The organism is Enterobacter cloacae complex sp. 277I4, from assembly GCF_050031465.1.
Classification (GTDB): Bacteria; Pseudomonadota; Gammaproteobacteria; order Enterobacterales; family Enterobacteriaceae; genus Enterobacter; species Enterobacter cloacae.
Genome location: NZ_JBLGWC010000001.1, coordinates 3,563,729 through 3,590,104, shown reverse-complemented (window position 1 = coordinate 3,590,104; position 26,376 = coordinate 3,563,729). Strand labels below are relative to the sequence as shown.

Below are 26,376 nucleotides of genomic sequence, written 5' to 3'. Positions count from 1 at the left end.
AAGTCAAAACTCAGCGTAAACCCGGCATGCATATATGCCTGGCGGCCAGATTATGGCACACTTGGCAGGTTTTCTTCCTCTCAAACAGGTACTCAGACGTGAAAATCCTCGTTGATGAAAATATGCCTTACGCCCGCGAGCTCTTTAGCCGCCTTGGTAATGTTAAGGCTGTCCCTGGTCGACCCATTCCGGTAAACGAGCTGGATGATGCCGATGCCCTGATGGTGCGCTCGGTGACCAAAGTAAATGAGGCGTTGCTCTCCGGCAAAGCGATTAAATTCGTCGGAACCGCAACGGCCGGGACGGATCATGTGGATGACAAATGGCTTACGCAGGCGGGGATCGGGTTTTCCGCCGCGCCTGGCTGTAACGCCATTGCGGTAGTGGAATACGTTTTCTCTTCTCTGCTGATGCTGGCAGAGCGCGACGGTTTTGCGCTGAAAGACCGCACCGTAGGCATTGTCGGGGTGGGCAACGTGGGAGGACGCCTGCAAAAACGCCTTGAGGCGTTAGGCATTCGCACCCTGCTGTGTGATCCGCCGCGTAAAGACAACGGTGATGAAGGCGACTTCCGCCCCCTGGATGAGCTGGTTGAAGCATGTGACGTCATCACCTTCCATACGCCCCTCTTCAAAGAGGGGGCCTATAAGACGCTCCATCTTGCTGACGAGGCGCTGATCCGTCGTCTGAAGGCTGGCACTATTCTGATAAATGCCTGTCGTGGCCCGGTCGTCGATAACGCCGCGTTGCTGAAATGTCTGGAAGAGGGGCAGGATCTCAGCGTGGTGCTGGACGTCTGGGAGCCGGAGCCCGATCTCAACGTTGCCCTGCTGAACAAGGTCGACGTTGCAACCGCGCATATAGCGGGTTACACGCTCGAAGGAAAGGCCCGTGGCACCACCCAGGTCTTTGAGGCCTATAGCGCCTTTATTGGCCGTCCGCAGCAGGTGGCGCTGGACACTTTACTCCCCGCGCCTGAATTTGGCCGCATTACCCTGCATGGCCCGCTCGATCAGGCAACGCTGAAAAGGCTGGTTCATTTGGTGTATGATGTGCGCCGCGATGATGCGCTGCTGCGTAAAGTGGCGGGGATCCCGGGGGAGTTTGACAAGCTGCGCAAGAATTACGTTGAGCGCCGTGAATGGTCTTCTCTGTATGTGATGTGCGATGACGCGTCGGCGGCAGCGCTGCTGCATAAACTGGGTTTTAACGCCGTTCATCACCCGGCGCATTAATGTCTTCTTAACGCTCCCTGTTGGATACTCCGACAGGGACGCTTTTTTATTTCTGGAGTAAACCACCATGTCTGAAGGCTGGAACATTGCCATTTTAGGTGCCACGGGTGCCGTGGGTGAAGCCCTGCTCGAAACCCTTGCTGAGCGTCAGTTCCCGGTGGGTGATATCTATGCACTGGCGCGCACTGACAGCGCCGGTGAGCATCTGCGTTTTGGCGGCAAATCCGTCATGGTTCAGGATGCCGCCGAATTCGACTGGACGCAGGCGCAGCTGGCCTTTTTTGCGGCAGGTGCTGAAGCCACCGCGTCGTACATTGAAGACGCGACGAATTCTGGCTGTCTGGTGATCGACCTGAGCGGCCTGTTCTCGATGGAGCCGGATGTCCCGCTGGTGGTGCCGGACGTGAACCCGTTTGTCCTGGCCGACTACCGTAACCGCAATATCATTGCGGTTCCCAATAGCCTGACCAGCCAACTGCTGACCGCTCTTAAACCTTTAATCGACGATGGCGGTCTGTCGCGTATCACCGTGACCAGCCTGCTTTCCGCTTCTGCGCAAGGCAAAAAGGCCCTCGACGCGCTGGCCGGACAGAGTGCGAAGCTCCTGAACGGCATCCCGATTGACGAAGACGATTTCTTCGGCCGTCAGCTGGCATTCAATATGCTGCCGCTGCTGCCGGATCGTGAAGGCTCCGTGCGTGAAGAGCGCCGTATCGTCGACGAAGCGCGCAAAATTCTGCAGGACGAGGGGCTGATGATCTCCGCAAACGTCGTGCAGTCGCCGGTCTTTTACGGTCATGCGCAGATGGTAGGTTTCGAAGCCCTGCGTCCGCTGGCCGCAGAAGAAGCGCGTGATGCGTTCGGCCGCGGTGAAGACATTGTGCTCTCCGAAGAGAGTGAATTCCCGACGCAGGTTGGCGATGCCACCGGCAGCGCACACCTCTCGGTGGGCTGCGTACGGAATGATTACGGTATGCCGGAGCAGGTTCAATTCTGGTCCGTAGCCGATAACGTGCGCTTCGGCGGCGCGCTGATGGCGGTCAAAATCGCTGAAAAACTGGTGCAGGAGTATCTGTACTGATGTCAGACGTGGAACAAAAGCCGGTTCATAAAGTCGCCCTCGGTATCGAGTACGACGGCAGTAGATATTATGGCTGGCAGCGTCAAAATGAGGTGCGCAGTGTCCAGGAAAAACTGGAGAAAGCGCTCTCTCAGGTGGCGAACGAACCGATTAACGTCCTGTGTGCAGGACGCACTGACGCCGGTGTCCACGGAACGGGGCAGGTGGTTCACTTTGAAACCACCGCCGTGCGCAAGGACGCTGCCTGGACGTTGGGTGTAAATGCGAATTTACCTGGTGACATTGCGGTGCGCTGGGTGAAAGCTGTGCCGGATGATTTTCATGCGCGTTTCAGCGCCACTGCGCGCCGTTATCGCTATGTCATCTACAATCAGCGTCTTCGTCCGGCGGTGTTAAGCCAGGGCGTGACGCATTTTTATGAACCGCTGGATGCAGAACGTATGCATCGTGCGGCGCAGTGTCTGATTGGTGAAAATGACTTTACCTCGTTTCGTGCGGTGCAGTGTCAGTCCCGCACGCCGTGGCGTAACGTCATGCACATAAACGTCAGCCGTTTTGGCGCGTATGTGGTGGTGGATATCAAAGCCAATGCCTTTGTACATCATATGGTGCGGAATATTGTGGGCAGCCTGATGGAAGTGGGCGCCGGACACCAGCCGGAGAGCTGGATTGCAGAACTGCTGGCAGCGAAGGACAGAACGCTTGCGGCAGCAACGGCGAAAGCGGAAGGGCTGTATCTGGTCTCGGTGGACTATCCGGACCGGTTTGACCTGCCAAAACCGCCAATGGGCCCGCTGTTTCTGGCGGACTAAACAAAGGTGCAATTAAGGCTTAGACAATATGGACGTAATACGTTTTCTGATTGATTTCATTCTGCATATTGATGTTCACCTGGCGGAGCTGGTCGCGCAGTATGGCGTCTGGGTGTATGCCATTCTGTTCCTCATTCTGTTCTGTGAAACCGGTCTGGTAGTCACGCCATTTCTGCCGGGGGATTCGCTGCTGTTCGTCGCGGGGGCGTTATCTGCGCTGCCTGGCAACGATTTGAATGTGCACATAATGGTGGTGCTGATGGTGATCGCCGCAATTGTCGGTGACGCGGTCAACTACACCATTGGACGGGTCTTCGGTGAGCGCTTATTCAGCAATCCGGACTCAAAAATTTTCCGTCGTAGCTATTTAGATAAAACCCACGCGTTTTATGAGCGCCACGGTGGAAAAACCATTATCCTTGCGCGTTTTGTGCCTATTGTGCGTACATTTGCGCCATTTGTGGCGGGAATGGGGCACATGTCCTATCGTCATTTTGCGGCATACAACGTCATTGGCGCGCTGCTGTGGGTGCTGCTCTTTACCTATGCAGGCTACCTGTTTGGCGATCTCCCTGTAGTTCAGGAAAACCTTAAGTTACTGATTGTAGCGATTATTGTGCTTTCTGTTTTACCGGGTGTTATCGAAATCATTCGTCACAAGCGCGCGGCAGCAAAGCAAGCGAAGTAAATGCACGCAGGCGGTTCGACCACTTTTTTATCCAAAGTTTCGGGCTGTTATGTTTTAATGTGCAACATTCATGGTCTGTTGGAGGCAAAAATGGCATTATTCGCCTCTTACAGCAAAACTGGCATACGACCAGGTTCAGGCAGAAAGGTTATCAATGAGCTGGATTGAACGAATTAAAAGCAACATTACCCCAACGCGTAAAGCGAGCATTCCTGAAGGGGTATGGACGAAGTGTGATAGCTGTGGTCAGGTTCTGTATCGCGCAGAACTGGAACGCAATCTTGAGGTGTGTCCGAAGTGTGACCACCACATGCGCATGACGGCGCGTAATCGCCTGCACAGCCTGCTGGACGAAGGTTCTCTGGTAGAACTGGGTAGCGAGCTTGAGCCAAAAGATGTGCTCAAGTTCCGTGATTCCAAAAAATATAAAGATCGCCTGGCCTCTGCACAGAAAGAGACCGGCGAGAAAGACGCGCTGGTCGTGATGAAAGGCACCCTGCACGAGATGCCGGTAGTGGCCGCCGCGTTTGAGTTCTCCTTCATGGGTGGCTCAATGGGTTCCGTGGTCGGTGCGCGCTTTGTGCGTGCTGTTGAGCAGGCACTGGAAGACAACTGCCCGCTGATCTGCTTCTCCGCCTCTGGCGGTGCACGTATGCAAGAAGCGCTGATGTCCCTGATGCAGATGGCGAAAACCTCTGCTGCGCTGGCTAAAATGCAGGAGCGCGGTCTGCCGTACATCTCTGTACTGACCGACCCAACCATGGGTGGCGTTTCTGCAAGCTTTGCGATGCTGGGCGATCTGAACATCGCTGAGCCAAAAGCGCTGATCGGCTTTGCTGGTCCTCGCGTTATCGAGCAGACCGTACGTGAAAAACTGCCGCCGGGCTTCCAGCGCAGTGAGTTCCTCATTGAGAAAGGCGCGATTGACATGATCGTCCGCCGCCCGGAAATGCGCCTGAAACTGGCGAGCATCCTGGCGAAGCTGATGAATCTGCCGGCGCCGAACCCGGATGAGCCGCGCGAAGGCGTGGTAGTACCGGATCAGGAACCCGAGGCCTGATAACTGAAAAGGGCAGGGCCGGTTGGCGCTGCCCTTTTGCTTTATAAACTGTTAATGACAACCGGGCATCATGGAAAATAAAAGCATTCCCCAAGCCACGTCGCCCCTGGCCACGTGGCTTTCTTATCTGGAAAACCTGCACAGTAAAACCATTGATATGGGGCTTGAACGCGTAAGCCAGGTTGCTGCGCGTCTCGATGTGCTGAAACCTGCGCCGTTTGTTTTTACCGTCGCCGGAACCAACGGTAAAGGCACCACCTGCCGTACGCTTGAAGCTGTCCTGATGGCTGCCGGTTACAAGGTTGGTGTCTACAGCTCTCCGCACCTGGTACGTTATACCGAGCGGGTTCGCATGCAAAACAGCGAACTGCCAGAGTCTGCGCATACGGCGTCGTTCGCAGAAATTGAAGCGGCGCGCGGTGAGATTTCATTAACCTATTTCGAATACGGCACTCTGTCGGCGCTGTGGCTGTTTAAACAGGCGCAGCTGGACGTGGTGATTCTGGAAGTGGGCCTCGGCGGGCGTCTGGATGCCACCAATATGGTGGATGCCGATGTGGCGGTGGTCACCAGCATTGCCCTGGATCATACCGACTGGCTCGGCCCCGATCGCGAAAGTATTGGCCGTGAGAAGGCCGGTATTTTCCGCACGAATAAGCCCGCGGTGGTTGGCGAGCCGGATATGCCGCACACCATTGCCGACGTGGCGAAAGAGAAGGGCGCTCACCTGCTGCGCCGGGGTGTGGACTGGCAGTATGAGGTTCAGAACAACGGCTGGCGCTATCGCGATGCGCAGGGAACGCTGGAGAATCTGCCCCTGCCGCAGGTACCGCAACCTAATGCCGCCACCGCCCTGGCGGCACTGCGCGCAAGCGGGCTGGCGGTGAGCGAACAGGCCATCCGCGACGGTATTCAGAATGCGATTCTGCCCGGGCGTTTTCAGATTGTCAGCGACGCTCCGCGGCTGATACTGGATGTCGCACATAACCCGCATGCTGCGGCGTATCTCGCCGCGCGTCTCAAATCGTTACCAAAAACCGGGCGCGTGCTGGCGGTTATCGGTATGCTTCATGATAAAGATATCGGCGGTACGCTGGCCTGCATGGAGAGTGTGGTCGATAGCTGGTATTGTGCTCCTCTGGAGGGGCCGCGCGGTGCGACGGCCGAGCAGTTGCTGGAACATCTCGGCAAAGGCGCAATCTACAATAGCGTGGCTCAGGCCTGGCAAGCTGCGATGGCGGATGCTAAACCAGAAGATACCGTGCTGGTGTGTGGTTCGTTCCACACGGTGGCACATGTCATGGAAGTGATGGACGCGGGGAGAACCGGTGGCGAGTAAGTTTCAGAACCGTTTAACAGGAACCATTGTGCTGGTCGCGCTCGGGGTGATTATCCTCCCGGGTCTGCTCGACGGGCAGAAAAAGCATTACCAGGATGAATTTGCAGCCATTCCGCTGGTGCCGAAGCCGGGCGATCGCGACGAACCGGATATGCTGCCTGCGGCGACCCAGGCGCTGCCTGCTCAGCCGCCGGAAGGGGCGGCTGAAGAAGTGCGTGCCGGGGATGCGGCCGCGCCGTCCCTCGATCCGTCTCGTCTGGCGGCGAATAACAACATCGAAATCGATCCGGTGCCGGTAGAGCAGCCGAAGCCGGTTGAAAAACCGAAGCCGGTGGAAAAAACACAGCCGAAACCGCAGCGGGATAAAGCAGCAGAACAGCTGGCCGCGGCTTCAGAGACGCCGCCTGCGGCAAAACCGGCCCAGCAAGAGGCTGCACCGACGGGTAAAGCCTACGTTGTGCAGTTGGGTGCGCTGAAAAATGCCGATAAGGTCAATGAGGTAGTGGGTAAGCTGCGCAGTGCGGGTTATCGCGTTTACACTTCACCTTCCACGCCGGTGCAGGGTAAAATCACCCGTATCCTTGTGGGGCCAGAAGCGTCTAAGGATAAGCTCAAAGGCTCGCTCGGTGAGCTGAAGCAGATCTCTGGCCTGAGCGGTGTGGTGATGAACTACAGCGCGAACTGATAAGGTTCCCCTCACCCCGGCCCTCTTCCCAAAGGGGTGAGGGTGAGGGGGAGTGGCAGACGTCCAAAGAGACGTAATAAGCCAACGGCGTTGAACATTTTTTCAGCGCCTTTTTTATTTACGCGCGGGAAGGAAATCCCTACGCAAACGTTTTCTTTTTCTGTTAGAATTCGCCCCGAACTGGATGACAGGGCGTTAAATCGTGGGACACATATGGTCTGGATTGATTACGCCATCATTGCGGTGATTGGTTTTTCCTGTCTGGTTAGCCTGATCCGTGGCTTTGTTCGTGAAGCGTTATCGCTGGTGACTTGGGGTTGTGCTTTCTTTGTTGCCAGTCATTACTACACTTACCTGTCTGTCTGGTTCACGGGCTTTGAAGATGAACTGGTCCGAAATGGAATCGCCATCGCGGTGCTGTTTATCGCGACGCTGATTGTCGGCGCTATCGTAAATTACGTGATAGGTCAGCTGGTCGAGAAAACCGGTCTGTCAGGAACGGACAGGGTGCTCGGGATCTGTTTCGGGGCATTACGAGGCGTGCTGATTGTGGCCGCGATACTGTTCTTCCTGGATACCTTTACCGGGTTTTCCAAAAGTGAAGACTGGCAGAAATCGCAGCTCATTCCAGAGTTCAGCTTCATCATCAGGTGGTTCTTTGACTATCTGCAAAGCTCGTCGAGTTTCTTGCCCAGAGTGTAACCCGCTCTGAGATGTGGCTTAACGAGGAAAAGACGAATGTGCGGTATTGTCGGTATCGCCGGTTTCATGCCGGTAAACCAGTCGATTTATGACGCGTTAACGGTGCTTCAGCACCGTGGGCAGGATGCTGCGGGTATCATCACCATTGATGCAAACAACTGCTTCCGTTTACGTAAGGCGAATGGCCTGGTAAACGATGTGTTTGAAGCCCGCCATATGCAGCGTCTGCAAGGTAATATGGGGATCGGTCACGTTCGTTATCCTACTGCTGGCAGTTCCAGCGCCTCTGAGGCACAGCCTTTCTACGTCAACTCACCGTATGGCATCACGCTTGCTCACAACGGCAACCTGACCAACGCGCATGAGCTGCGTAAAAAGCTGTTTGAAGAGAAACGTCGCCACATTAACACCACCTCTGATTCAGAAATCCTGCTCAACGTGTTCGCGAGCGAGCTGGATAACTTCCGCCACTATCCGCTGGAAGCAGACAATATTTTTGCCGCCGTTGCTGCGACAAACCGCCAGATCCGCGGTGCCTACGCCTGCGTGGCGATGATTATCGGTCACGGAATGGTCGCTTTCCGCGATCCAAACGGTATCCGCCCGCTGGTGCTCGGTAAGCGTGACCTGGGTGATGGTCGTACCGAATATATGGTTGCCTCTGAAAGCGTGGCGCTGGACACCCTGGGCTTCGAATTCCTGCGTGATGTAGCCCCTGGCGAAGCGGTCTATATCACTGAGAAGGGCCAGCTGTTTACCCGCCAGTGTGCAGACAACCCGGTCAGCAACCCGTGCCTGTTCGAATACGTGTATTTCGCCCGTCCGGACTCGTTTATCGATAAGATCTCCGTCTACAGCGCCCGCGTGAATATGGGTACCAAGCTGGGTGAGAAGATTGCCCGCGAGTGGGACGATCTGGACATCGACGTGGTCATTCCTATCCCGGAAACGTCCTGCGATATCGCGCTGGAAATCGCCCGCATTCTGGATAAGCCATACCGTCAGGGCTTCGTGAAGAACCGCTACGTTGGCCGTACCTTTATCATGCCGGGTCAGCAGCTGCGCCGTAAGTCCGTGCGTCGTAAACTGAACGCTAACCGCGCTGAGTTCCGCGACAAGAACGTGCTGCTGGTGGATGACTCCATTGTGCGTGGCACCACCTCAGAGCAGATTATCGAGATGGCGCGTGAAGCCGGTGCGAAGAAAGTGTATCTGGCCTCTGCGGCACCGGAGATTCGCTTCCCGAACGTGTATGGCATTGATATGCCTACCGCGAACGAGCTGATTGCCCACGGCCGTGAAGTGGACGAGATTCGCCAGATCATCGGTGCCGATGGCCTGATTTTCCAGGATCTGAACGATCTTATCGACGCGGTGCGCGCCGAGAACCCGGATATTCAGCAGTTTGAATGTTCCGTGTTTAACGGGGTTTACGTCACCAAAGATGTTGATCAGCAGTATCTGGACTATCTCGATTCACTGCGCAACGACGATGCGAAAGCCGTCCAGCTGCAAAACGATCTCGAAAGCTTAGAGATGCACAACGAAGGTTAATTGTGCAGGCAAGTGAGGGCCTTCGCCCTCACTTGCAACTCCCCGCAAAATCCTGCACAGTCTGCCCTGAAATCAGTAAGGGCGAAAATCATGAAACGACTCATTGTTGGGCTTAGCGGCGCCAGTGGCGCGATCTACGGCGTGCGTCTGTTGCAGGTGCTGCGTGACGTGGCGGAAGTTGAAACCCATCTGGTGATGAGCCAGGCGGCGCGTCAGACCCTCTCCCTCGAAACCGATCTCTCGCTGCGCGATGTCCAGGCGCTGGCGGATGTGGTACACGATGCCCGCGATATCGCTGCCAGCATCTCCTCCGGCTCGTTTAAAACCGCGGGCATGGTGATATTGCCCTGTTCAATAAAGACCCTATCCGGCATCGTGAACAGCTATACCGACACGCTGGTGACGCGTGCGGCGGACGTGGTGCTGAAGGAGCGTCGTCCTCTGGTGCTTTGCGTGCGCGAAACGCCGCTGCATCTGGGGCATCTGCGTTTAATGACCCAGGCCGCTGAACTGGGCGCGGTGATCATGCCGCCGGTGCCGGCGTTTTATCATCGTCCGGCCTCGCTCGATGACGTGATTAATCAGACAGTGAACCGCGTGCTGGATCAGTTTGATATCGACCTGCCCGAAGACCTCTTCACCCGCTGGCAGGGCGCCTGATTCTGTGCACAAACAGCGTGCATGAACAGAGACGATGCCCTGTTTCAGGGCAAAATTGCAACGGCGATCATATCCTCGACATTTAATTCGTTTTTTCCCTTTTTCTCTTTCCGGTTCGTTCGGCAGACCTGCTATCTTTCACCATTAAGGCAATATCGCAACGTTTTATTAACATATTTAACGCCGAAGTTTTGACCCGACGGCAATGTGGCATAAGACCTGCAAGAGAAGCCTGCAACACAACACACAACACAATACATAATAAAATCACGGTACTTGAGGGTAAATGTATGAAGAAGACGGTTCTGGCTCTGTCTTTGCTGGTGGGGTTAAGTGCAGCCGCAGGTAGCTATGCAGCGCTTCCACAGACAGTGCGTATCGGTACAGACGCAACCTACGCGCCATTCTCTTCCAAGGATGCGAAAGGCGATTTCGTAGGGTTTGATATCGATCTGGGTAATCAGATGTGCAAACGCATTGCGGTGAAATGCACATGGGTGGGCAGCGACTTTGACGCGTTAATTCCGTCGCTGAAAGCCAAGAAAATCGACGCCATTATCTCTTCTCTTTCCATCACCGAAAAACGTCAGCAGGAGATTGCCTTCTCTGACAAGCTCTACGCCGCGGATTCCCGTCTGATTGCGGCAAAAGGCTCCCCCATTCAGCCAACCATTGACTCCCTGAAAGGTAAGCATGTCGGCGTGCTGCAGGGGTCGACTCAGGAAGGTTATGCCAATGCAAACTGGCGTGAGAAGGGCGTTGACGTGGTGGCTTACCAGAACCAGGATCTGATTTATTCTGACCTGGCGGCCGGTCGTCTGGATGCGGCATTCCAGGATGAGGTTGCCGCAAGTGAAGGCTTCCTGAAACAGCCGGCAGGTAAAGACTACGCCTTTGCTGGCCCGTCCGTGAAAGACAAAAAATACTTTGGTGACGGCACCGGTATTGGCCTGCGTAAAGATGATACCGAGCTGAAAGCCGCCTTCGACAAAGCGTTTGCAGAACTGCGCAAAGACGGTACCTACGACAAACTGGCGAAGAAATACTTCGACTTCAACGTCTACGGTGATTGATACTCGATGATTGTGCACTGTTCTGGTGCATTGCGGGTGTGATTGATCCAATATGGTGCGTTTCGTGCACCGTATTGGATCGCTGTGTGCATACTTACGCATTTATCATGCAAAAAATCTCGCCTGAAAGGCATTAATCTTTGCCTGATGGCGTGGATTGATGGCACATTAGCACCACCCCGTCGTCGTAAAAATCACGTAAGAAGACAGTTTGTTGAGGACAGATATGAAAAAACTCGTGTTGTCGTTATCTCTGGTGCTGGCCTTTTCCAGCGCTACCGCGGCGTTCGCAGCAATTCCGCAGAAAATTCGTATTGGTACCGACCCTACCTATGCCCCGTTCGAATCTAAGAATTCGAAGGGTGAACTGGTCGGTTTTGACATTGATCTGGCCAATGAGCTGTGCAAACGCATCAAAGCGCAGTGTACCTACGTTGAGAACCCGCTGGATGCGCTGATCCCTTCGCTGAAAGCAAAAAAAATCGACGTTATCATGTCCTCACTTTCCATCACTGAAAAACGTCAGCAGGAGATTGCCTTCACCGACAAACTCTATGCGGCAGATTCTCGTCTGGTGGTGGCTAAATCGTCTGACATCCAGCCAACCCTCGAATCACTGAAGGGCAAACGCGTGGGCGTGCTGCAGGGCACTACCCAGGAAACCTACGGTAATGAACACTGGGCACCGAAGGGGATTGAAATCGTCTCTTATCAGGGCCAGGAAAATATCTACGCTGATCTGACGGCAGGCCGTATCGACGCCGCTTTCCAGGATGAAGTCGCTGCGAGCGAAGGCTTCCTGAAGACGCCGGTAGGTAAAGATTACAAATTTGGCGGTCCATCCATTAAAGATGTGAAGTTGTTTGGTGTCGGCACCGGTATGGGTCTGCGTAAAGAAGACAACGAGCTGCGCGAAGCGCTGAACAAAGCGTTTGCTGAAATGCGCGCTGATGGCACGTACGACAAACTGGCGAAAAAGTACTTCGATTTTAATGTTTACGGCGGCTAATCGCCCCGTCAAATAACGTGCGGCCCCTCCCGCTCAGGGAGGGGATAAGACACGGTCCATCACTCACGATACGACAGGGCTCGCGGTATGCTGTACGGATTTTCTGGCGTTATTTTACAGGGCGCGCTTGTCACCCTTGAGCTGGCTATCAGCTCCGTGGTGCTGGCGGTGCTGATAGGTCTGGCAGGCGCAGGGGCGAAGCTTTCGGCTAACAAACCGCTGGCGCTGATTTTTGAAGGTTATACCACGCTGATTCGCGGCGTTCCCGATCTGGTGCTGATGCTGCTTATCTTTTACGGGCTGCAGATCGCGCTTAACAGCGTGACGGACGCCATGGGAATGGGGCAGATCGATATCGACCCGATGGTGGCCGGTATTATCACTCTCGGTTTTATCTACGGCGCGTACTTTACCGAAACTTTCCGCGGCGCTTATATGGCGGTACCGAAAGGACACATAGAAGCGGCGACCGCCTACGGTTTTACCTCCTCCCAGACGTTTCGCCGGATTATGTTCCCGGCCATGATGCGCTACGCGCTTCCGGGCATTGGCAACAACTGGCAGGTTATCCTCAAGGCCACGGCGCTGGTCTCTCTGCTGGGTCTGGAAGATGTGGTTAAGGCCACGCAGCTTGCCGGTAAAAGTACCTGGGAGCCGTTCTACTTTGCGGTGGTGTGTGGCGTGATCTATCTGGTCTTTACGACCGTCTCCAATGGTGTGCTGCTTCTGCTCGAACGTCGCTACTCCGTGGGTGTGAAGAGGGCTGACCTGTGATTGAGATTATTCAGGAATACTGGAAATCGCTGCTGTGGACGGACGGCTATCGCTTCACCGGCGTGGCCATTACGCTGTGGCTGCTGATCTCTTCGGTGGTGATGGGTGGCATTCTGTCGGTGTTTCTTGCCATTGGCCGCGTGTCGAACAATAAATTTATTCAGTTCCCGATCTGGCTGTTTACCTACGTATTCCGTGGTACACCACTTTACGTACAGCTGCTGGTGTTCTATTCGGGCATGTATACGCTGGAGATTGTGAAAGGCACCGAGATGCTGAACGCCTTCTTCCGCAGCGGCCTGAACTGTACGGTGCTGGCGTTGACGCTCAACACCTGCGCCTACACCACCGAGATTTTCGCCGGGGCCATCCGCTCCGTTCCTTACGGAGAAATCGAAGCGGCGCGCGCTTACGGTTTCTCGTCGGTGAAACTGTACCGTTGCATTATTCTACCCTCGGCGCTGCGTATCGCATTGCCAGCCTACAGTAACGAAGTGATTTTAATGCTCCACTCCACCGCGCTGGCCTTTACCGCCACGGTGCCGGACCTGCTTAAAATCGCCCGCGATATTAACTCTGCGACCTATCAGCCGTTTACCGCGTTTGGCATTGCGGCAGTGCTCTATTTGATTATTTCATACGTCCTGATTAGCCTGTTCCGTAAGGCAGAAAAGCGCTGGTTGCAGCATATAAAACCCTCTTCGACGCACTGAGAATGATGATGGCTGAGAACAAATTAAACGTAATTGATTTGCACAAACGCTACGGCGAACATGAAGTGCTGAAAGGGGTGTCGCTGCAGGCAAATGCAGGCGACGTGATCAGTATTATCGGATCATCCGGCTCGGGGAAAAGTACCTTCCTGCGCTGCATCAACTTCCTCGAAAAGCCGAGTGAAGGCTCAATTGTGGTGAGCGGGCAGAATATCAATCTGACCCGGGATAAAGACGGCCAGCTTAAGGTGGCAGATAAGAACCAGCTGCGCCTGCTGCGCACGCGGCTGACAATGGTGTTCCAGCACTTCAACCTCTGGAGCCACATGACGGTGCTGGAGAACGTGATGGAAGCGCCGGTTCAGGTGCTGGGTTTAAGCAAGCAGGAGGCCCGTGAGCGCGCGGTGAAATACCTGGCGAAAGTGGGTATCGATGAGCGACAGCAGATAAAGTACCCGGTGCATCTCTCTGGTGGTCAGCAGCAGCGTGTCTCTATCGCCCGTGCGCTGGCGATGGAGCCTGAAGTATTGCTGTTCGACGAACCGACCTCAGCACTTGACCCGGAACTGGTTGGTGAAGTACTGCGCATCATGCAGAAGCTGGCCGAAGAGGGTAAAACCATGGTTGTGGTAACGCACGAGATGGGCTTTGCCCGCAACGTCTCGAACCACGTGATCTTCCTGCATCAGGGAAAAATCGAAGAGCAGGGGCATCCGGATGAGGTGCTGGCGAATCCGCAAAGCCCGCGTTTGCAGCAGTTCCTGAAGGGCTCTTTGAAGTAAGTTTTGCCTCCTCTCCCCGTGGGAGAGGGCCGCGGTGCAGCCCAATCGCCCGGTGGCGCTTCGCTTACCGGGCCTACAGGCTGGGTTTTCTCCCTCTCCTGTGGGAGAGGGCCGGGGTGAGGGCATCAGACCGCACCGCACTCCAGCCGATACACCCAGTCGTCATACCGTACGCCGTCAATCTCGTACGCCTTCTCCAGCACCTGCGTACGCACAAACCCCGCTTTCTCCAGTACCCGCACCGACCCGCCGTTGTCCGCCAGCACGTAGGCGTTAATCGCTTTCACGCCGGTCTGGTTAAACGCATATTCACATACCGCGCGCAACGCCTCACTGGCGATACCTTTCCCCTGCGCGGCAGGCACAACCGTATAGCCAATATCAGCCTCTTCACGATTCTCTGGGCTGATCTGCAGGCCGATATCGCCCAGCGGCGTGTCATCATCATGAAAACGAATCACAAAAACGTGCGCCGCCGTTAAGCGCGCAGCAAATACGCGCCGGGTCTCTTTTTCCGGCGCGATGGCGGCCATGTAACGCATGATATTGCGATCTTCCCGCAACGAGCGGAAGAAGGCCCAGTCAGTGGGTTCGAAAGGGGTGAGGTGAAGCCGGGGTGTGGTGATGGTTGCCATAGTTACGCCATTTCATCGGGACATGGCATACAAATGTAACATATTCACCCCACCACATCCCTCAACGCCTCTTCTAAGTCATACCAGCGAAACGCAAACCCGGCCGCTTCCAGCCGTTTAGGCAGCGCGCGCTGCCCGCCCAGCGCCAGCACGGACGCTTCACCCATCATCAGGCGAATCACGGTTGCGGGCACGCGCAAAATCGCCGGGCGATGCAGAGCATGACCCAGCGCGTGGGCAAACTGCTCGTTACGCACCGGGTACGGCGCAACCATATTGAACGGCCCACGCAGATCGTTATCCAGCAGCCAGAGAATACCGTTGACCATATCGTCGATGTGGATCCACGGCAGATACTGACGACCATTACCGATGGGGCCGCCCAGTCCGAGCCGGAACGGAGGAAGCATCTTCGCCAGAATGCCGCCTTTCGGCGCGAGAACGACGCCGGTACGCAGCAGGCACACGCGGGTATTATCGCTCTGGGCAGCACAGGCAATACGTTCCCACTGGGCGCAGAGCTTATGGGTAAACTCGTTGTGCGGCGGCTCTTCTTCGGTCACGACCACCTCACCGAGATCGCCGTAATAGCCTACCGCAGAACCGGAAATCAGTACCGATGGCGGGGTATGGCTGTTACGGATGAGCTCGACCAGCTTTTCGGTGATGTTCCAGCGGCTGCTGCATAACAGCTGTTTTTGCTCTTCCGTCCAGCGTTTGTCGGCGATAGGTTCACCGGCCAGGTTGATGACGGCGTCAAAACCGTCCAGATTCTGCCGGTCAGCCAGATTTTTCCAGATGTCGATACCGGCACCCAGCACCTGGCGCGCTTTCTCAGGGCTGCGCGTTACCACGGTAATGTCGTGATGTAACGCCTGCAGGCGCGCAATGAGATGACGGCCAATCAGGCCTGTACCGCCGGTCAGCAGAATCTTCATACAACCTCCAGGTTTACGCCCGGCGCTGCCAGCTTAACGTCATGGAGACGGAGTCGGCATAACGCAGGGCGTGAAGTTTATCGATCTCTACTTCAGCATAAGTGACCCAGTGATGTTCGCGTGCGATGTCGAGCACATCCTGAGTTAATTTTTCCAGCAGAGAGAAGCGGTTATTTTCCACGTACTGAATGATGCTTTTCGTAATCGTGCGATAGTTCAGCGCGTCATTGATATCTTCACTGCCTCTCGCTTTGTCTGCCGGATAGTGGATAACCACATTAATCACGATATCCTGACGGTTGGCGATCTCCTCGTCTTTGATACCGATAAAAGTACGTAAGCGTAAATTTTTTATACGAATAATAGCGTCATGCTGCGACATTGCAGGTCTTCTCCGTGTCAGTATTTCCTCCCCATAATACATGAGAGCCTGACACGCGCCCAACCGGGCGCAGGCCTAAATCTCCTGGATTTTTTTCATCGCACGCTCGGTCGCCGGGCGGGTGCGGATACGTTCAAACCAGTTGTTAACCGCCGGGTAAGAGGCTAAATCAATACGGTGACGTTCATGGGTATTGACCCACGGCCAGCAGGCGATATCGGCGATACTGTAATGATCGCCCCCGAGCCACGGTGATTTTTCCAGACGACGGTTCAGTACGCCGTACAGCCGCTGCGTTTCCACCTGATAGCGCTCTATCGCATACGGGATGGGTTGTGGCGCGTAAGCGGTAAAGTGGTGGTTCTGCCCCAGCATCGGGCCCAGGCCGCTTGTCTGCCAGAACAGCCACTGTAGCGTGTGGTGACGCTCGCGCAGTTCCCCGCTCAGCAGTTTGCCGGTTTTCTCCGCCAGATAGAGCAAAATCTCCCCCGATTCAAACAGGCTCAACGGTTTGCCGCCATCAGCTGGCAGGTTATCGATGATGGCCGGGATTTTGTTGTTCGGTGAGATGGCCAGAAAGAGAGGCCTGAACTGATCGCCTTTGCTGATATCCACGCGGATGATCCTGTATTCCAGCTCGGCTTCTTCAAGAAAGAGGGTGATCTTATGGCCGTTTGGAGTAGGGGCGTAATAAAGGTCGATCATTCTCAACTCCTGTCAGTGTGAAGTGTAATGCCATGACCAATCAGTATAGGTGGTTGTGCAAAATCGTGAGTTTTCATCAAGTGACAGCGGCGTAAAGAGACTATATGTTGAGGGAATACCGATCAGCCGATGAGGATGTTATGAACCAGCCTGTAATCACGTTGTGGTCCGATGCCCAATTCTTTTCACCCTATGTCATGAGCGTGTACGTGGCGCTGGCGGAAAAAGGGCTGTCATTTAGCCTGAAAACCGTTGATCTGGACGGCGGTGAACACCTGAAACCGCAGTGGCAGGGTTACGATCTGACCCGGCGCGTGCCGGTACTGGACATTGATGGCTTCGCGCTGAGTGAATCGTCGGCGATCGATGAATACCTGGAAGATCGGTTCGCACCACCAGAGTGGGAGCGTATTTATCCTCACGATCTGCAAAAGCGGGCCCGGGCACGGCAAATCCAGGCGTGGCTACGCAGCGATTTGGTGCCGATTCGCGTTGAACGCTCCACGGATGTGGTATTTGCGGGTGTGAAAAAGCCCGCCCTGAGTACTGAGGGGGCGCAGAGCGCGCAAAAGCTGATTGACACCGCCACCTCGCTGCTGGCCCACGGTAACCCGAACCTGTTTGGCGAATGGTGTATTGCCGATACCGACCTGGCGCTGATGCTGAACCGCTTGATCCTTAACGGCGATGACGTCCCCCAGCTGCTGGTGGATTACGCCACTTTCCAGTGGCAACGTGCGTCGGTGCAGCGCTATGTGGCACTCTCCGCTAAGCGCGTCGGCTGATAAGCCCTGGCGCTTAAGGTATGATAAGGGCAGTCTGTTTTTCTGAGGAGTGACTGATGAAACTGATGTTTGCGTCGGATATCCATGGATCGCTGCCCGCGACCGAGCGCGTTCTTTCCCTGTTCGCACAAATTGGGGCGCAGTGGCTGGTTATTCTGGGTGACGTGTTGAACCATGGTCCACGTAACGCATTGCCGGAAGGCTATGCCCCTGCGCAGGTGGTGGAAAAACTCAACCCGTATGCCTCGCGCATTATCGCCGTGCGCGGTAACTGCGACAGCGAAGTGGATCAGATGCTGCTGCACTTCCCCATGACCGCTCCGTGGCAACAGGTGCTGCTGGAAAAATGCCGTCTGTTCCTCACACATGGTCATCTTTTTAGCCCGGATAATCTCCCGGCGCTGGCCGCTGGCGATGTCCTGGTTTACGGCCATACTCATATTCCGGTAGCAGAAAAACGCGGGGAGATTTATCACTTCAACCCAGGTTCGGTCAGCATCCCGAAAGGCGGATACCCGGCGAGCTATGGCATGCTTGATGAGCATACGTTAAGCGTTATCGCACTTAATGATCAGCAAGTTATTGCACAGGTAGCGATTAATCCGTAAGTTACACCTCAACTGTAAACGCGCCGTAAGAGCGCTTAGACGAGAAGGTTTCCCGATGGTGGAGCAGAGTCATTTGGCAAGTACAGAGTGGGTTGACATTGTCAACGAAGAGAATGAAGTGATCGCGCAGGCCAGCCGCGAACAAATGCGCGCTGAACGCCTGCGTCATCGTGCGACGTATATTGTTGTTCATGACGGCATGGGCAAAATTTTGGTTCAACGCCGCACGGACACCAAAGATTTTCTCCCTGGTATGCTGGATGCCACTGCGGGCGGTGTCGTTCAGGCGGATGAGGTCCTGCTGGATTCCGCACGCCGTGAAGCGGAAGAAGAGTTAGGCATTGCGGGCGTACCGTTTGCCGAGCATGGACAGTTCTATTTTGAAGACGAACATTGCCGTGTCTGGGGCGGGCTGTTTAGCTGCGTTTCCCACGGGCCGTTCGCCCTGCAGGAAGAAGAAGTAAGCGAAGTGAGCTGGATGACGCCGGAAGAGATCACCGCGCGTTGTGACGAGTTCACGCCGGATTCGTTAAAAGCACTGGCGCTGTGGATGACCCGCAACGCCAAAAACGAATCGACTAAATCTGAGAAAGAAGAAGAGGCCGAATAAGCTTTAGCAGCTCTCCCTCAGACACAGACTGGATGCGATGGGTTTCTGATCGCGCCAGTCTCCGTCATTCAGACGTTCCAACAATGCACGTCCCGCTTCAATACCAATCTTACGATGGGGTACTGCCATCGTCGTCAGCGGCGGCTGACAGACACGGCTGACGTCGCTGTCGCCAAACCCGACCACGGCCAGATCGTCCGGCACCTTGATACGCCTGCGCTGGCACTCGTACAGCGCGCCACAGGCCAGTTCATCTGAGACGCAAACCAGCGCATCCAGCTCCGGCCACGCCAGCAGAAATTCAGGAAGTTGTGCGGCCCCCGTTGAAAAGCTCGGCGGCATGGCGGCGTTAATCACCCGGTTAGGCGACATATGGTGGCGCAGCATCGCTTTGTACCAGCCCTGCAAATGCTGCTGGAAAATCCACTGCTCCTGGTTGGCACACAGCAGGCCGATGTTCTGGTAGCCGCGTTTGATGACCATTTCCGTAAGTTCATACATGGCCGCGACGTTATCAATCCCGATATTCATATCGATAGGATCGGCGCGCATGGCGCCCATCTCCATCACCGGAATCGAGGCGTTTTTTAGCCAGTGACGCACGGTGTCAGTATGTTCGACGCTGAGCAATATCGCTGCGGCGATATTTGACGCCAGCAGCGTTTCCAGCAATTTCTCTTCCTGTTCAAGACGATGCTGGGATTCGGCCAGCATGATCTGATAGCCGGCGGGCTGTAACACCTGCTGGAGCCCGGCGAACATTTCGGAACAACCGGCTTCGGAAAGATTGGGGACGACCATCGCAATCGTCCATGACGAGGCCGAAGCCAGCGCACTGGCTGCAAGATTGGGCATATAGCCTAACTCTTGTACCGCGGCTTCTATTTTTTCTCGCAGTTTATCGGAAACCTGTTCAGGCGTGCGGAGAGCACGGGACACGGTCATTGTGCCCACACCGGCAAGCTGTGCGACATCGGCAAGTGTCACTTTACCGGTACTGCGCCGTTTTCGGGTTAGAGACATACACCTTCCTGCTGACAGGACGCCACTCATTTCATCCTTCGCTTCACGTGACAGGCAGTATACGCCTTAAATCCCTTTTTTTGCTGTGATTTCGCGCCAGGATGTTAATTTGATAGCGCTATCACACTTCTGAATGTTAGATCTTGGTAGCGCTATCTTTGTGATCCCGATCGCAGCCAATTCGTTATGCGTTGAATAAAGTTTGTTCATCTTTAGCGCGATGTCGGGAGGGAAAATGCTCAAAAAGTGGATATATGATACAACCATCACGCTGCAGGATAGCGTTGAGAGTTGGCCGCAGGCGCTGGAGATATGCGCGAAACCGTTGCTGGAGCTGCAGGTCATTGCGCCGGGATACGTAACGGCCATCATTGAGCAGCACCACACTTTAGGACCCTATTATGTGCTGGCACCAGGGCTGGCCATGCCGCATGCGCGGCCGGAAGAGGGGGCAAAAGGACTGGGCCTCTCATTATTAAAACTCAGGAAGGGCGTTTCATTCGGTGCAGGCGAATTTGATCCCGTCGATGTGATCGTTATGCTGGCGGCACCGGATAAACACAGCCATATCGAAATGATCTCCGCGCTGGCTGAATTATTTTCAAGCGATGAGGATATGGCAGAATTACATCAGGCGAATACCCTGGAGGAAATAAAAAAGATAATCGACCGCTTCTGATTTAATTATTTAATCCGACTCGTCACACACATTACGCGCAAGCGTGATGGGACATACTCTACGCAAAAAAGGGGACAACAATGAAAATCATGGCTATATGCGGTTCTGGCCTGGGCAGTAGTTTTATGGTCGAAATGAATATTAAAAAAGTGCTTAAGAAGCTGGACATTGACGCCGAGGTTGAGCACTCCGATCTCTCTTCAGCCACGCCCGGTGCGGCCGATCTTTTCGTGATGGCGAAAGATATTGCCTCCAGCGCCAGCGTGCCGGAAAACCAGTTGGTGGTGATCAACAACATCATCGATATCAACGAACTTGAAGCGCAGCTGCGTGCCTGGTTCGAAAGACAATAACCCTGATAAGGCGAGGTGGATATGTTTATCCTTGAAACGCTGAATTTCGTTGTCGATATTTTAAAAGTCCCTTCCGTGCTGGTAGGCCTGATTGCCTTAATTGGTCTCGTTGCGCAGAAAAAAGCCTTTTCTGACGTTGTAAAAGGGACCATTAAAACTATTCTCGGGTTTATTGTGCTGGGCGGTGGCGCCACCGTGCTGGTGGGGTCTTTAAATCCATTAGGCGGTATGTTTGAACACGCCTTTAATATTCAGGGCATTATTCCCAATAATGAAGCGATTGTTTCCATTGCGCTGGAAAAATATGGGGCCTCGACTGCGCTGATTATGGCGTTTGGGATGGTGGCCAATATTCTCGTCGCCCGCTTTACCCGTCTGAAGTATATCTTCCTGACCGGACACCACACGTTCTACATGGCGTGCATGATTGGGGTGATCCTCACGGTTGCGGGCTTTGAAGGGGTAGGTCTGGTCTTTACGGGGTCGCTGATCCTCGGGCTGGTCATGGCCTTCTTCCCGGCGATTGCGCAGCGTTACATGAAGCGCATTACCGGCAACGATGATATTGCTTTCGGCCATTTCGGCACCCTGGGCTACGTGCTGTCCGGCTGGATTGGCAGTAAGGTCGGCAAAGGTTCACGTTCAACCGAAGAGATGAACCTGCCGAAGAACCTGAGCTTCCTGCGTGACAGCTCGATCTCCATCTCTCTGACCATGATGATTATCTACCTGATCATGGCGGTGAGCGCCGGGCGTGAATACGTCGAGGCGACCTTCAGCGGCGGTCAGAACTACCTGGTCTACGCCATTATCATGGCAATCACCTTCGCCGCAGGGGTGTTCATCATCCTGCAGGGTGTACGCCTGATTCTGGCAGAAATCGTCCCGGCCTTTACCGGCTTCTCAGAAAAACTGGTGCCCAATGCGCGTCCGGCCCTGGACTGCCCGGTGGTCTATCCGTATGCGCCCAACGCGGTGCTGATTGGCTTCCTGTTCAGCTTCCTCGGGGGAATTGTGGGGTTAATTATCTGCGGCCAGTTTAACTGGGTGCTGATCCTGCCGGGCGTGGTGCCGCACTTCTTCACCGGCGCAACCGCGGGCGTGTTTGGTAACGCCACCGGTGGACGTCGCGGGGCAATGATTGGCGCCTTTGCCAACGGGCTCTTAATCACCTTCCTGCCGGTGCTGCTGCTGCCTGTACTGGGAGCCATTGGCTTTGCCAATACCACTTTCTCGGACGCTGATTTCGGCGCCGTCGGGATTGTGCTTGGCAACCTGGCGCGCTTCCTGTCACCGCTGGCCATCACCGGGCTTGTCGTTGCGTTGTTCGCGCTGCTGGTGGCGTACAACGTGTTCGCGAAAAACAAATCTGCGGGTGGTAATGCGCAGGAAAACACCGGAGCCAAATCATGAATGAGAATGAGATAACCGAACTCGCGCGTCAAATTCGACTCGAGACCCTGAAATCGCTGACGCAGCTGGGATTTGGTCACTACGGCGGCAGTATGTCGGTCGTCGAAACCCTGGCCGTACTGTACGGCGCGGTAATGAAAATTGACCCGGCAGACCCGGACTGGCCAGAACGAGACTACTTTGTTCTGTCGAAGGGCCATGCGGGACCGGCCCTGTACAGTACGCTGGCGATTAAGGGCTATTTCCCGATGGAAGAGCTGAGCACGCTTAACCAGAACGGCACACGCCTGCCAAGCCATCCGGACCGGCTAAAAACACGCGGTGTGGATGCCACGACCGGTTCGCTTGGCCAGGGGATCTCCATCGCGGGCGGCATGGCGCTGTCGCATAAGCTGGCCGGGCGGTCAAATCGGGTCTTTTGCATCGTCGGTGACGGCGAGCTGAACGAAGGGCAGTGCTGGGAAGCGTTCCAGTTTATTGCCCACCATCGTCTTAACAACCTGACGGTGTTTGTGGACTGGAATAAACAACAGCTTGATGGCGAGCTGGATGAGATCATCTGCGCGTTCGATCTGGAAGGGAAATTCCGCGCCTTTGGTTTTGACGTGGTGACGGTGAAAGGAGATGACATCCCGGCACTGCTGAAGGTCACTGCACCGGTTCCGCCAGCGGATGCGCGTCCGCGGGTGGTGATCCTCGACAGCATCAAAGGACAGGGAGTGGCGTATCTGGAACAGCTGGGTAACTCGCACCATCTGCGATTGACCCCGGAGAGCAAAGCGGCCCTCGACGAGGCGATCCGCCAGCTGGAGGTAACTCATGATTAAAGTTGCACCTGCAGGACAGAAAGATGCCATAGAGATGCGTAAGATCTACGCGGGCTTTGTGGCAAAACAGATTGAAGCCGGGAGCGAGATCATCGCCCTGGAAGCGGATCTGATGAGCTCAATGGCGATGGACGGCGTGGCGCGCGATTATCCGCAACATGTGATCAACTGCGGCATTATGGAGGCCAACGTGATCGGTACCGCGGCCGGGCTGTCACTCACCGGCCGCAAGCCGTTTGTTCATACTTTTACCGCCTTTGCCAGCCGTCGCTGCTTCGACCAGCTGTTTATGTCCCTGGACTACCAGCGTAATAACGTGAAGGTGATTGCCTCGGATGCGGGCGTGACGGCCTGCCACAACGGCGGGACGCATATGTCGTTCGAGGATATGGGCATTGTGCGCGGTCTGGCGCATTCGGTAGTGCTGGAGGTGACCGACGCGGTGATGTTTGAAGACATACTGCGCCAGCTTATCGACCTCGACGGGTTCTACTGGGTACGTACTATCCGTAAGCAGGCGCCAAGCGTGTATGCCCCGGGTTCAACGTTTACCATCGGCAAAGGCAATGTGCTGCGCGAAGGAAGCGACATTACCCTGATTGCAAACGGCATTATGGTGGCCGAAGCACTGGAAGCGGCCCGTCAGCTTGAGCAGGAGGGCGTTAGCGCGGCAGTGATAGACATGTTTACCCTGAAGCCCATCGACCGGATGCTGGTGAAAAACTACGCCGAGAAAACCGGGCGGATCGTGACCTGCGAAAACCATAGCATTCACAACGGGCTGGGCTCGGCGGTGGCGGAAGTGCTGGTGGAGACCTGCCCGGTGCCGATGCGTCGGGTGGGGGTGAAGGAGCGTTACGGCCAGGTAGGGACGCAGGACTTCCTGCAGAAGGAGTATGGCCTGACGGCGCATGACATTGTTTCAGCGGCGCGAGAGCTGCTGTAAATAAAAAAGGCGACCCGTGAGTGGTCGCCTTTCTTGCCGGATGGCGCTTCGCTTATCCGGCCTACAAAACCGTAGGCCCGGTAAGCGTTAGCGCCACCGGGCTTTTTTACTTACTGCTGCTGCGAAGACTGGATCGCCGTCAGCGCGATGGTGTAGACGATATCGTCTACCAGCGCGCCACGGGACAGGTCGTTCACAGGTTTGCGCATACCCTGCAGCATTGGCCCGATGGAGATCAGGTCTGCTGAACGCTGTACCGCTTTGTAGGTGGTGTTACCGGTGTTCAGATCCGGGAAGATGAACACGGTAGCGCGACCTGCAACCGGGGAGTTTGGCGCTTTGGATTTCGCAACGTCAGCCATAACTGCGGCATCGTACTGCAGCGGGCCGTCGATCATCAGATCAGGGCGTTTTTCCTGTGCAATACGGGTCGCTTCACGCACTTTCTCTACGTCGCTACCTGCACCAGAGGTACCGGTGGAGTAGGAGAGCATCGCGACGCGTGGTTCGATACCGAAGGCAATCGCGGAGTCCGCGGACTGGATTGCTATTTCAGCCAGCTGCTCTGCAGTTGGATCCGGGTTGATCGCACAGTCGCCGTAAACGTAAACCTGTTCAGGCAGCAGCATGAAGAACACGGAGGAAACCAGAGAGCTGCCTGGAGCCGTTTTGATCAGCTGCAGCGGTGGACGGATGGTGTTCGCGGTAGTGTGAACCGCACCGGATACCAGGCCGTCAACTTCGTCCTGCTCCAGCATCAGCGTACCCAGCACCACGTTGTCTTCCAGCTGCTCACGCGCAACGGCTTCGGTCATGCCTTTGTTCTTACGCAGTTCGACCAGACGGGCAACGTAGCTTTCGCGAACCACTTCTGGATCAACGATTTCGATGCCAGCACCCAGCTCAACGCCCTGGGATGCCGCAACGCGGTTAATCTCATCCGGGTTACCCAGCAGCACACAGGTCGCGATGCCGCGCTCTGCACAGATAGCTGCCGCTTTCACGGTACGTGGTTCGTCGCCTTCTGGCAGAACAACACGTTTGCCCGCTTTACGCGCCAGCTCGGTCAGCTGGTAACGGAAGGCCGGAGGAGACAGACGACGGCTGCGCTCGGAGGTCGCGGTCAGGGATTCGATCCAGTCTGCGTTGATGTAGCTTGCAACGTATTCCTGAACTTTCTCGATACGCTCGTGGTCATCAACCGGCACTTCCAGGTTGAAGCTCTGCAGGCTCAGGGAGGTCTGCCAGGTGTTGGTATTAACCATGAATACCGGCAGGCCAGTCGCGAACGCGCGTTCGCACAGTTTGCTGACGCGTGGATCCATCTCGTAAGCACCGGTCAGCAGGATAGCACCGATTTCTACGCCATTCATCGCGGCCAGGCAGGCAGCAACCAGCACGTCTGGACGATCTGCGGAGGTCACCAGCAGGGAACCTGCACGGAAGTGCTCCAGCATGTGCGGAATGCTGCGGGCGCAGAAGGTCACGGATTTCACGCGGCGGGTATTGATGTCGCCTTCGTTGATCACGGTGGCGTTCAGGTGGCGCGCCATATCGATGGCACGGGTGGCAATCAGATCGAAGCTCCACGGCACCGCGCCCAGAACCGGCAGCGGGCTGGATTCCTGCAGTTTAGCCGGGTCAACTTTAATGACTTTCGCTTTGGAAGAGTCGTCGAAGATCTCGGACAGGTCAGGACGCGTACGGCCCTGCTCATCCACAGGCGCATTCAGTTTGTTGACGATTACGCCCGTGATGTTGGTGTTTTTAGTACCACCGAAGCTGCTGCGGGTCAGTTCGATACGCTCTTTAAGCTGCTCTGGGGTATCTGTGCCCTGAGACATCACAAAGACGATCTCGGCGTTCAGGGTTTTCGCAATTTCGAAGTTCAGCGACTGGGCAAACTGGTGTTTGCGGGTCGGAACCAGGCCTTCAACCAGCACCACTTCCGCGTCTTTTGTATTGGCGTGGTAGTTGGCGATGATCTCTTCCATCAGCACGTCTTTCTGGTTGCTGGAGAGCAGAGATTCAACGTGGTTCATCTTCAGCGGTTCGGCCGCTGGCAGATTGGAGTTCTTACGAACGATGGTGGTGGTCTGGTCTGGCGCATCGCCACCGGCACGTGGCTGGGCGATTGGCTTAAAGACGCTCAGACGAACGCCTTTGCGTTCCATAGCACGGATCACGCCAAGGCTGACGCTGGTCAGGCCGACGCTGGTTCCGGTAGGGATCAGCATAATAGTACGGGACACGGTTTATCCTCTTTCGTTACCGCCTGATTGTGGCGGGTGACAAAACAGCACCG

General features: G+C 55.4%; 29 protein-coding genes. 23 read left to right on the top strand and 6 right to left on the bottom strand.

Translation table 11 applies throughout. From position 1 onward, the window contains the following. Positions 1-98: 98 nt before the first annotated feature. The 15 genes from pdxB to hisP all read left to right on the top strand — a co-directional run bounded on the left by pdxB (position 99) and on the right by hisP (position 14,167). Positions 99-1,235 carry a 4-phosphoerythronate dehydrogenase PdxB gene (gene pdxB / locus ACQG19_RS17500; RefSeq protein WP_047352184.1) on the top strand — a complete coding sequence of 379 codons (1,137 nt, stop codon included), beginning with the start codon at positions 99-101 and terminating at the stop codon, positions 1,233-1,235. Between the two features lie 67 nt (positions 1,236-1,302). After that, positions 1,303-2,316, top strand: coding sequence for an aspartate-semialdehyde dehydrogenase (locus tag ACQG19_RS17495; RefSeq protein WP_222168733.1), 1,014 nt, complete (start codon positions 1,303-1,305; stop codon positions 2,314-2,316). Further along, the gene (truA, locus tag ACQG19_RS17490; protein ID WP_130626360.1) at positions 2,316-3,128 is read left to right on the top strand and encodes a tRNA pseudouridine(38-40) synthase TruA; all 813 of its coding nucleotides are present in this window, start codon (positions 2,316-2,318) and stop codon (positions 3,126-3,128) included. The genes ACQG19_RS17495 and truA overlap by 1 nt, the downstream gene beginning before the upstream one ends. A 28-nt stretch (positions 3,129-3,156) precedes the next feature. Beyond that, positions 3,157-3,816, top strand: coding sequence for a DedA family protein (locus tag ACQG19_RS17485; RefSeq protein ID WP_013098139.1), 660 nt, complete (start codon positions 3,157-3,159; stop codon positions 3,814-3,816). Positions 3,817-3,970: 154 nt separating this feature from the next. Then, positions 3,971-4,876, top strand: a complete 906-nt coding sequence (accD, locus tag ACQG19_RS17480) for an acetyl-CoA carboxylase, carboxyltransferase subunit beta (protein WP_013098138.1) — start codon at positions 3,971-3,973, stop codon at positions 4,874-4,876. Positions 4,877-4,946: 70 nt separating this feature from the next. Beyond that, positions 4,947-6,215 carry a bifunctional tetrahydrofolate synthase/dihydrofolate synthase gene (folC, locus tag ACQG19_RS17475; RefSeq protein ID WP_114518873.1) on the top strand — a complete coding sequence of 423 codons (1,269 nt, stop codon included), beginning with the start codon at positions 4,947-4,949 and terminating at the stop codon, positions 6,213-6,215. Beyond that, positions 6,205-6,900, top strand: coding sequence for a cell division protein DedD (gene dedD / locus ACQG19_RS17470; RefSeq protein WP_014832787.1), 696 nt, complete (start codon positions 6,205-6,207; stop codon positions 6,898-6,900). The genes folC and dedD overlap by 11 nt, the downstream gene beginning before the upstream one ends. Before the next feature lie 213 nt (positions 6,901-7,113). After that, positions 7,114-7,602 carry a colicin V production protein gene (gene cvpA / locus ACQG19_RS17465; RefSeq protein WP_013098135.1) on the top strand — a complete coding sequence of 163 codons (489 nt, stop codon included), beginning with the start codon at positions 7,114-7,116 and terminating at the stop codon, positions 7,600-7,602. 36 nt (positions 7,603-7,638) lie between these two features. Then, positions 7,639-9,156: an amidophosphoribosyltransferase gene (gene purF, locus ACQG19_RS17460; RefSeq protein ID WP_014832786.1), complete on the top strand. Its 1,518-nt coding sequence runs from the start codon at positions 7,639-7,641 to the stop codon at positions 9,154-9,156. Positions 9,157-9,246: 90 nt separating this feature from the next. Continuing rightward, entirely contained in the window at positions 9,247-9,816 is a 570-nt protein-coding gene (locus ACQG19_RS17455; protein WP_020690624.1) for a UbiX family flavin prenyltransferase, read from the top strand. 290 nt (positions 9,817-10,106) lie between these two features. After that, positions 10,107-10,889 (top strand): lysine/arginine/ornithine ABC transporter substrate-binding protein ArgT, encoded by a 783-nt coding sequence (gene argT, locus ACQG19_RS17450; protein WP_246931962.1) that lies wholly within the window; start codon positions 10,107-10,109, stop codon positions 10,887-10,889. 226 nt (positions 10,890-11,115) lie between these two features. Next, positions 11,116-11,898: a histidine ABC transporter substrate-binding protein HisJ gene (hisJ, locus tag ACQG19_RS17445; protein WP_008502592.1), complete on the top strand. Its 783-nt coding sequence runs from the start codon at positions 11,116-11,118 to the stop codon at positions 11,896-11,898. A gap of 87 nt (positions 11,899-11,985) precedes the next feature. Further along, entirely contained in the window at positions 11,986-12,672 is a 687-nt protein-coding gene (locus ACQG19_RS17440) for a histidine ABC transporter permease HisQ (RefSeq protein ID WP_013098131.1), read from the top strand. Further along, on the top strand, positions 12,669-13,385 hold the full coding sequence (locus ACQG19_RS17435) for an ABC transporter permease (protein ID WP_246931960.1): 717 nt from the start codon (positions 12,669-12,671) through the stop codon (positions 13,383-13,385). Before ACQG19_RS17440 ends, ACQG19_RS17435 begins: the two co-directional genes overlap by 4 nt. An 8-nt stretch (positions 13,386-13,393) precedes the next feature. Beyond that, a complete protein-coding gene (hisP, locus tag ACQG19_RS17430; RefSeq protein WP_020690627.1) occupies positions 13,394-14,167 on the top strand; it encodes a histidine ABC transporter ATP-binding protein HisP in 774 nt (257 codons plus the stop codon). A 125-nt stretch (positions 14,168-14,292) separates the two neighbouring features. Here hisP and ACQG19_RS17425 read toward each other — a convergent pair whose 3' ends face one another. The 4 genes from ACQG19_RS17425 to yfcG form a co-directional block, all read right to left on the bottom strand. Then, positions 14,293-14,802 carry a GNAT family N-acetyltransferase gene (locus tag ACQG19_RS17425; RefSeq protein ID WP_013098129.1) on the bottom strand — a complete coding sequence of 170 codons (510 nt, stop codon included), beginning with the start codon at positions 14,800-14,802 and terminating at the stop codon, positions 14,293-14,295. 44 nt (positions 14,803-14,846) lie between these two features. Continuing rightward, positions 14,847-15,740, bottom strand: a complete 894-nt coding sequence (locus ACQG19_RS17420; RefSeq protein ID WP_038984394.1) for a TIGR01777 family oxidoreductase — start codon at positions 15,738-15,740, stop codon at positions 14,847-14,849. Positions 15,741-15,753: 13 nt separating this feature from the next. Beyond that, on the bottom strand, positions 15,754-16,122 hold the full coding sequence (folX, locus tag ACQG19_RS17415) for a dihydroneopterin triphosphate 2'-epimerase (protein WP_013098127.1): 369 nt from the start codon (positions 16,120-16,122) through the stop codon (positions 15,754-15,756). A 75-nt stretch (positions 16,123-16,197) separates the two neighbouring features. Further along, complete coding sequence (gene yfcG, locus ACQG19_RS17410) at positions 16,198-16,827, bottom strand: GSH-dependent disulfide bond oxidoreductase (RefSeq protein WP_023621684.1); 630 nt, start codon at positions 16,825-16,827, stop codon at positions 16,198-16,200. Between the two features lie 140 nt (positions 16,828-16,967). Here yfcG and yfcF point away from each other — a divergent pair, with 140 nt between their 5' ends. Genes yfcF through yfcD form a run of 3 tightly spaced genes read left to right on the top strand, consistent with a single transcriptional unit; the run spans position 16,968 to position 18,830 of the window. After that, positions 16,968-17,612, top strand: coding sequence for a glutathione transferase (gene yfcF, locus ACQG19_RS17405; protein ID WP_013098125.1), 645 nt, complete (start codon positions 16,968-16,970; stop codon positions 17,610-17,612). A gap of 56 nt (positions 17,613-17,668) precedes the next feature. Further along, entirely contained in the window at positions 17,669-18,220 is a 552-nt protein-coding gene (gene yfcE, locus ACQG19_RS17400) for a phosphodiesterase (RefSeq protein ID WP_045903393.1), read from the top strand. Between the two features lie 55 nt (positions 18,221-18,275). Continuing rightward, positions 18,276-18,830, top strand: a complete 555-nt coding sequence (gene yfcD / locus ACQG19_RS17395; RefSeq protein ID WP_013098123.1) for an NUDIX hydrolase YfcD — start codon at positions 18,276-18,278, stop codon at positions 18,828-18,830. A 3-nt stretch (positions 18,831-18,833) separates the two neighbouring features. Here yfcD and ACQG19_RS17390 read toward each other — a convergent pair whose 3' ends face one another. After that, complete coding sequence (locus tag ACQG19_RS17390) at positions 18,834-19,853, bottom strand: LacI family DNA-binding transcriptional regulator (RefSeq protein WP_013098122.1); 1,020 nt, start codon at positions 19,851-19,853, stop codon at positions 18,834-18,836. Between the two features lie 235 nt (positions 19,854-20,088). Here ACQG19_RS17390 and ACQG19_RS17385 point away from each other — a divergent pair, with 235 nt between their 5' ends. From ACQG19_RS17385 to ACQG19_RS17365, 5 genes are all read left to right on the top strand, one after another. Continuing rightward, the gene (locus tag ACQG19_RS17385; RefSeq protein WP_040022368.1) at positions 20,089-20,532 is read left to right on the top strand and encodes a PTS sugar transporter subunit IIA; all 444 of its coding nucleotides are present in this window, start codon (positions 20,089-20,091) and stop codon (positions 20,530-20,532) included. 80 nt (positions 20,533-20,612) lie between these two features. Continuing rightward, the gene (locus ACQG19_RS17380; protein ID WP_013098120.1) at positions 20,613-20,885 is read left to right on the top strand and encodes a PTS sugar transporter subunit IIB; all 273 of its coding nucleotides are present in this window, start codon (positions 20,613-20,615) and stop codon (positions 20,883-20,885) included. A gap of 21 nt (positions 20,886-20,906) precedes the next feature. Continuing rightward, the gene (locus ACQG19_RS17375; protein WP_023622509.1) at positions 20,907-22,298 is read left to right on the top strand and encodes a PTS ascorbate transporter subunit IIC; all 1,392 of its coding nucleotides are present in this window, start codon (positions 20,907-20,909) and stop codon (positions 22,296-22,298) included. After that, positions 22,295-23,125 carry a transketolase gene (locus ACQG19_RS17370; protein WP_029881737.1) on the top strand — a complete coding sequence of 277 codons (831 nt, stop codon included), beginning with the start codon at positions 22,295-22,297 and terminating at the stop codon, positions 23,123-23,125. Before ACQG19_RS17375 ends, ACQG19_RS17370 begins: the two co-directional genes overlap by 4 nt. Beyond that, positions 23,118-24,071, top strand: a complete 954-nt coding sequence (locus ACQG19_RS17365; protein WP_013098117.1) for a transketolase family protein — start codon at positions 23,118-23,120, stop codon at positions 24,069-24,071. The genes ACQG19_RS17370 and ACQG19_RS17365 overlap by 8 nt, the downstream gene beginning before the upstream one ends. A 110-nt stretch (positions 24,072-24,181) precedes the next feature. Here ACQG19_RS17365 and pta read toward each other — a convergent pair whose 3' ends face one another. Beyond that, positions 24,182-26,323, bottom strand: coding sequence for a phosphate acetyltransferase (gene pta, locus ACQG19_RS17360; RefSeq protein ID WP_013098116.1), 2,142 nt, complete (start codon positions 26,321-26,323; stop codon positions 24,182-24,184). Between the last annotated feature and the right edge of the window lie 53 nt (positions 26,324-26,376).

Bases quoted from the DNA above. Each gene is read 5' to 3' on its own strand.
- hisJ (WP_008502592.1), top strand. From the start codon at position 11,116: ATGAAAAAACTCGTGTTGTCGTTATCTCTGGTGCTGGCCTTTTCCAGC.
- ACQG19_RS17370 (WP_029881737.1), top strand. From the start codon at position 22,295: ATGAATGAGAATGAGATAACCGAACTCGCGCGTCAAATTCGACTCGAG.
- yfcF (WP_013098125.1), top strand. From the start codon at position 16,968: ATGAACCAGCCTGTAATCACGTTGTGGTCCGATGCCCAATTCTTTTCA.
- ACQG19_RS17425 (WP_013098129.1), bottom strand. From the start codon at position 14,802: ATGGCAACCATCACCACACCCCGGCTTCACCTCACCCCTTTCGAACCC.
- yfcE (WP_045903393.1), top strand. From the start codon at position 17,669: ATGAAACTGATGTTTGCGTCGGATATCCATGGATCGCTGCCCGCGACC.
- yfcG (WP_023621684.1), bottom strand. From the start codon at position 16,827: ATGATCGACCTTTATTACGCCCCTACTCCAAACGGCCATAAGATCACC.
- ACQG19_RS17495 (WP_222168733.1), top strand. From the start codon at position 1,303: ATGTCTGAAGGCTGGAACATTGCCATTTTAGGTGCCACGGGTGCCGTG.
- ACQG19_RS17375 (WP_023622509.1), top strand. From the start codon at position 20,907: ATGTTTATCCTTGAAACGCTGAATTTCGTTGTCGATATTTTAAAAGTC.
- ACQG19_RS17390 (WP_013098122.1), bottom strand. From the start codon at position 19,853: ATGTCTCTAACCCGAAAACGGCGCAGTACCGGTAAAGTGACACTTGCC.
- ACQG19_RS17440 (WP_013098131.1), top strand. From the start codon at position 11,986: ATGCTGTACGGATTTTCTGGCGTTATTTTACAGGGCGCGCTTGTCACC.
- hisP (WP_020690627.1), top strand. From the start codon at position 13,394: ATGGCTGAGAACAAATTAAACGTAATTGATTTGCACAAACGCTACGGC.
- ACQG19_RS17485 (WP_013098139.1), top strand. From the start codon at position 3,157: ATGGACGTAATACGTTTTCTGATTGATTTCATTCTGCATATTGATGTT.
- accD (WP_013098138.1), top strand. From the start codon at position 3,971: ATGAGCTGGATTGAACGAATTAAAAGCAACATTACCCCAACGCGTAAA.
- folX (WP_013098127.1), bottom strand. From the start codon at position 16,122: ATGTCGCAGCATGACGCTATTATTCGTATAAAAAATTTACGCTTACGT.
- yfcD (WP_013098123.1), top strand. From the start codon at position 18,276: ATGGTGGAGCAGAGTCATTTGGCAAGTACAGAGTGGGTTGACATTGTC.
- ACQG19_RS17455 (WP_020690624.1), top strand. From the start codon at position 9,247: ATGAAACGACTCATTGTTGGGCTTAGCGGCGCCAGTGGCGCGATCTAC.
- purF (WP_014832786.1), top strand. From the start codon at position 7,639: ATGTGCGGTATTGTCGGTATCGCCGGTTTCATGCCGGTAAACCAGTCG.
- argT (WP_246931962.1), top strand. From the start codon at position 10,107: ATGAAGAAGACGGTTCTGGCTCTGTCTTTGCTGGTGGGGTTAAGTGCA.
- ACQG19_RS17380 (WP_013098120.1), top strand. From the start codon at position 20,613: ATGAAAATCATGGCTATATGCGGTTCTGGCCTGGGCAGTAGTTTTATG.
- ACQG19_RS17420 (WP_038984394.1), bottom strand. From the start codon at position 15,740: ATGAAGATTCTGCTGACCGGCGGTACAGGCCTGATTGGCCGTCATCTC.
- folC (WP_114518873.1), top strand. From the start codon at position 4,947: ATGGAAAATAAAAGCATTCCCCAAGCCACGTCGCCCCTGGCCACGTGG.
- ACQG19_RS17385 (WP_040022368.1), top strand. From the start codon at position 20,089: ATGCTCAAAAAGTGGATATATGATACAACCATCACGCTGCAGGATAGC.
- truA (WP_130626360.1), top strand. From the start codon at position 2,316: ATGTCAGACGTGGAACAAAAGCCGGTTCATAAAGTCGCCCTCGGTATC.
- ACQG19_RS17365 (WP_013098117.1), top strand. From the start codon at position 23,118: ATGATTAAAGTTGCACCTGCAGGACAGAAAGATGCCATAGAGATGCGT.
- cvpA (WP_013098135.1), top strand. From the start codon at position 7,114: ATGGTCTGGATTGATTACGCCATCATTGCGGTGATTGGTTTTTCCTGT.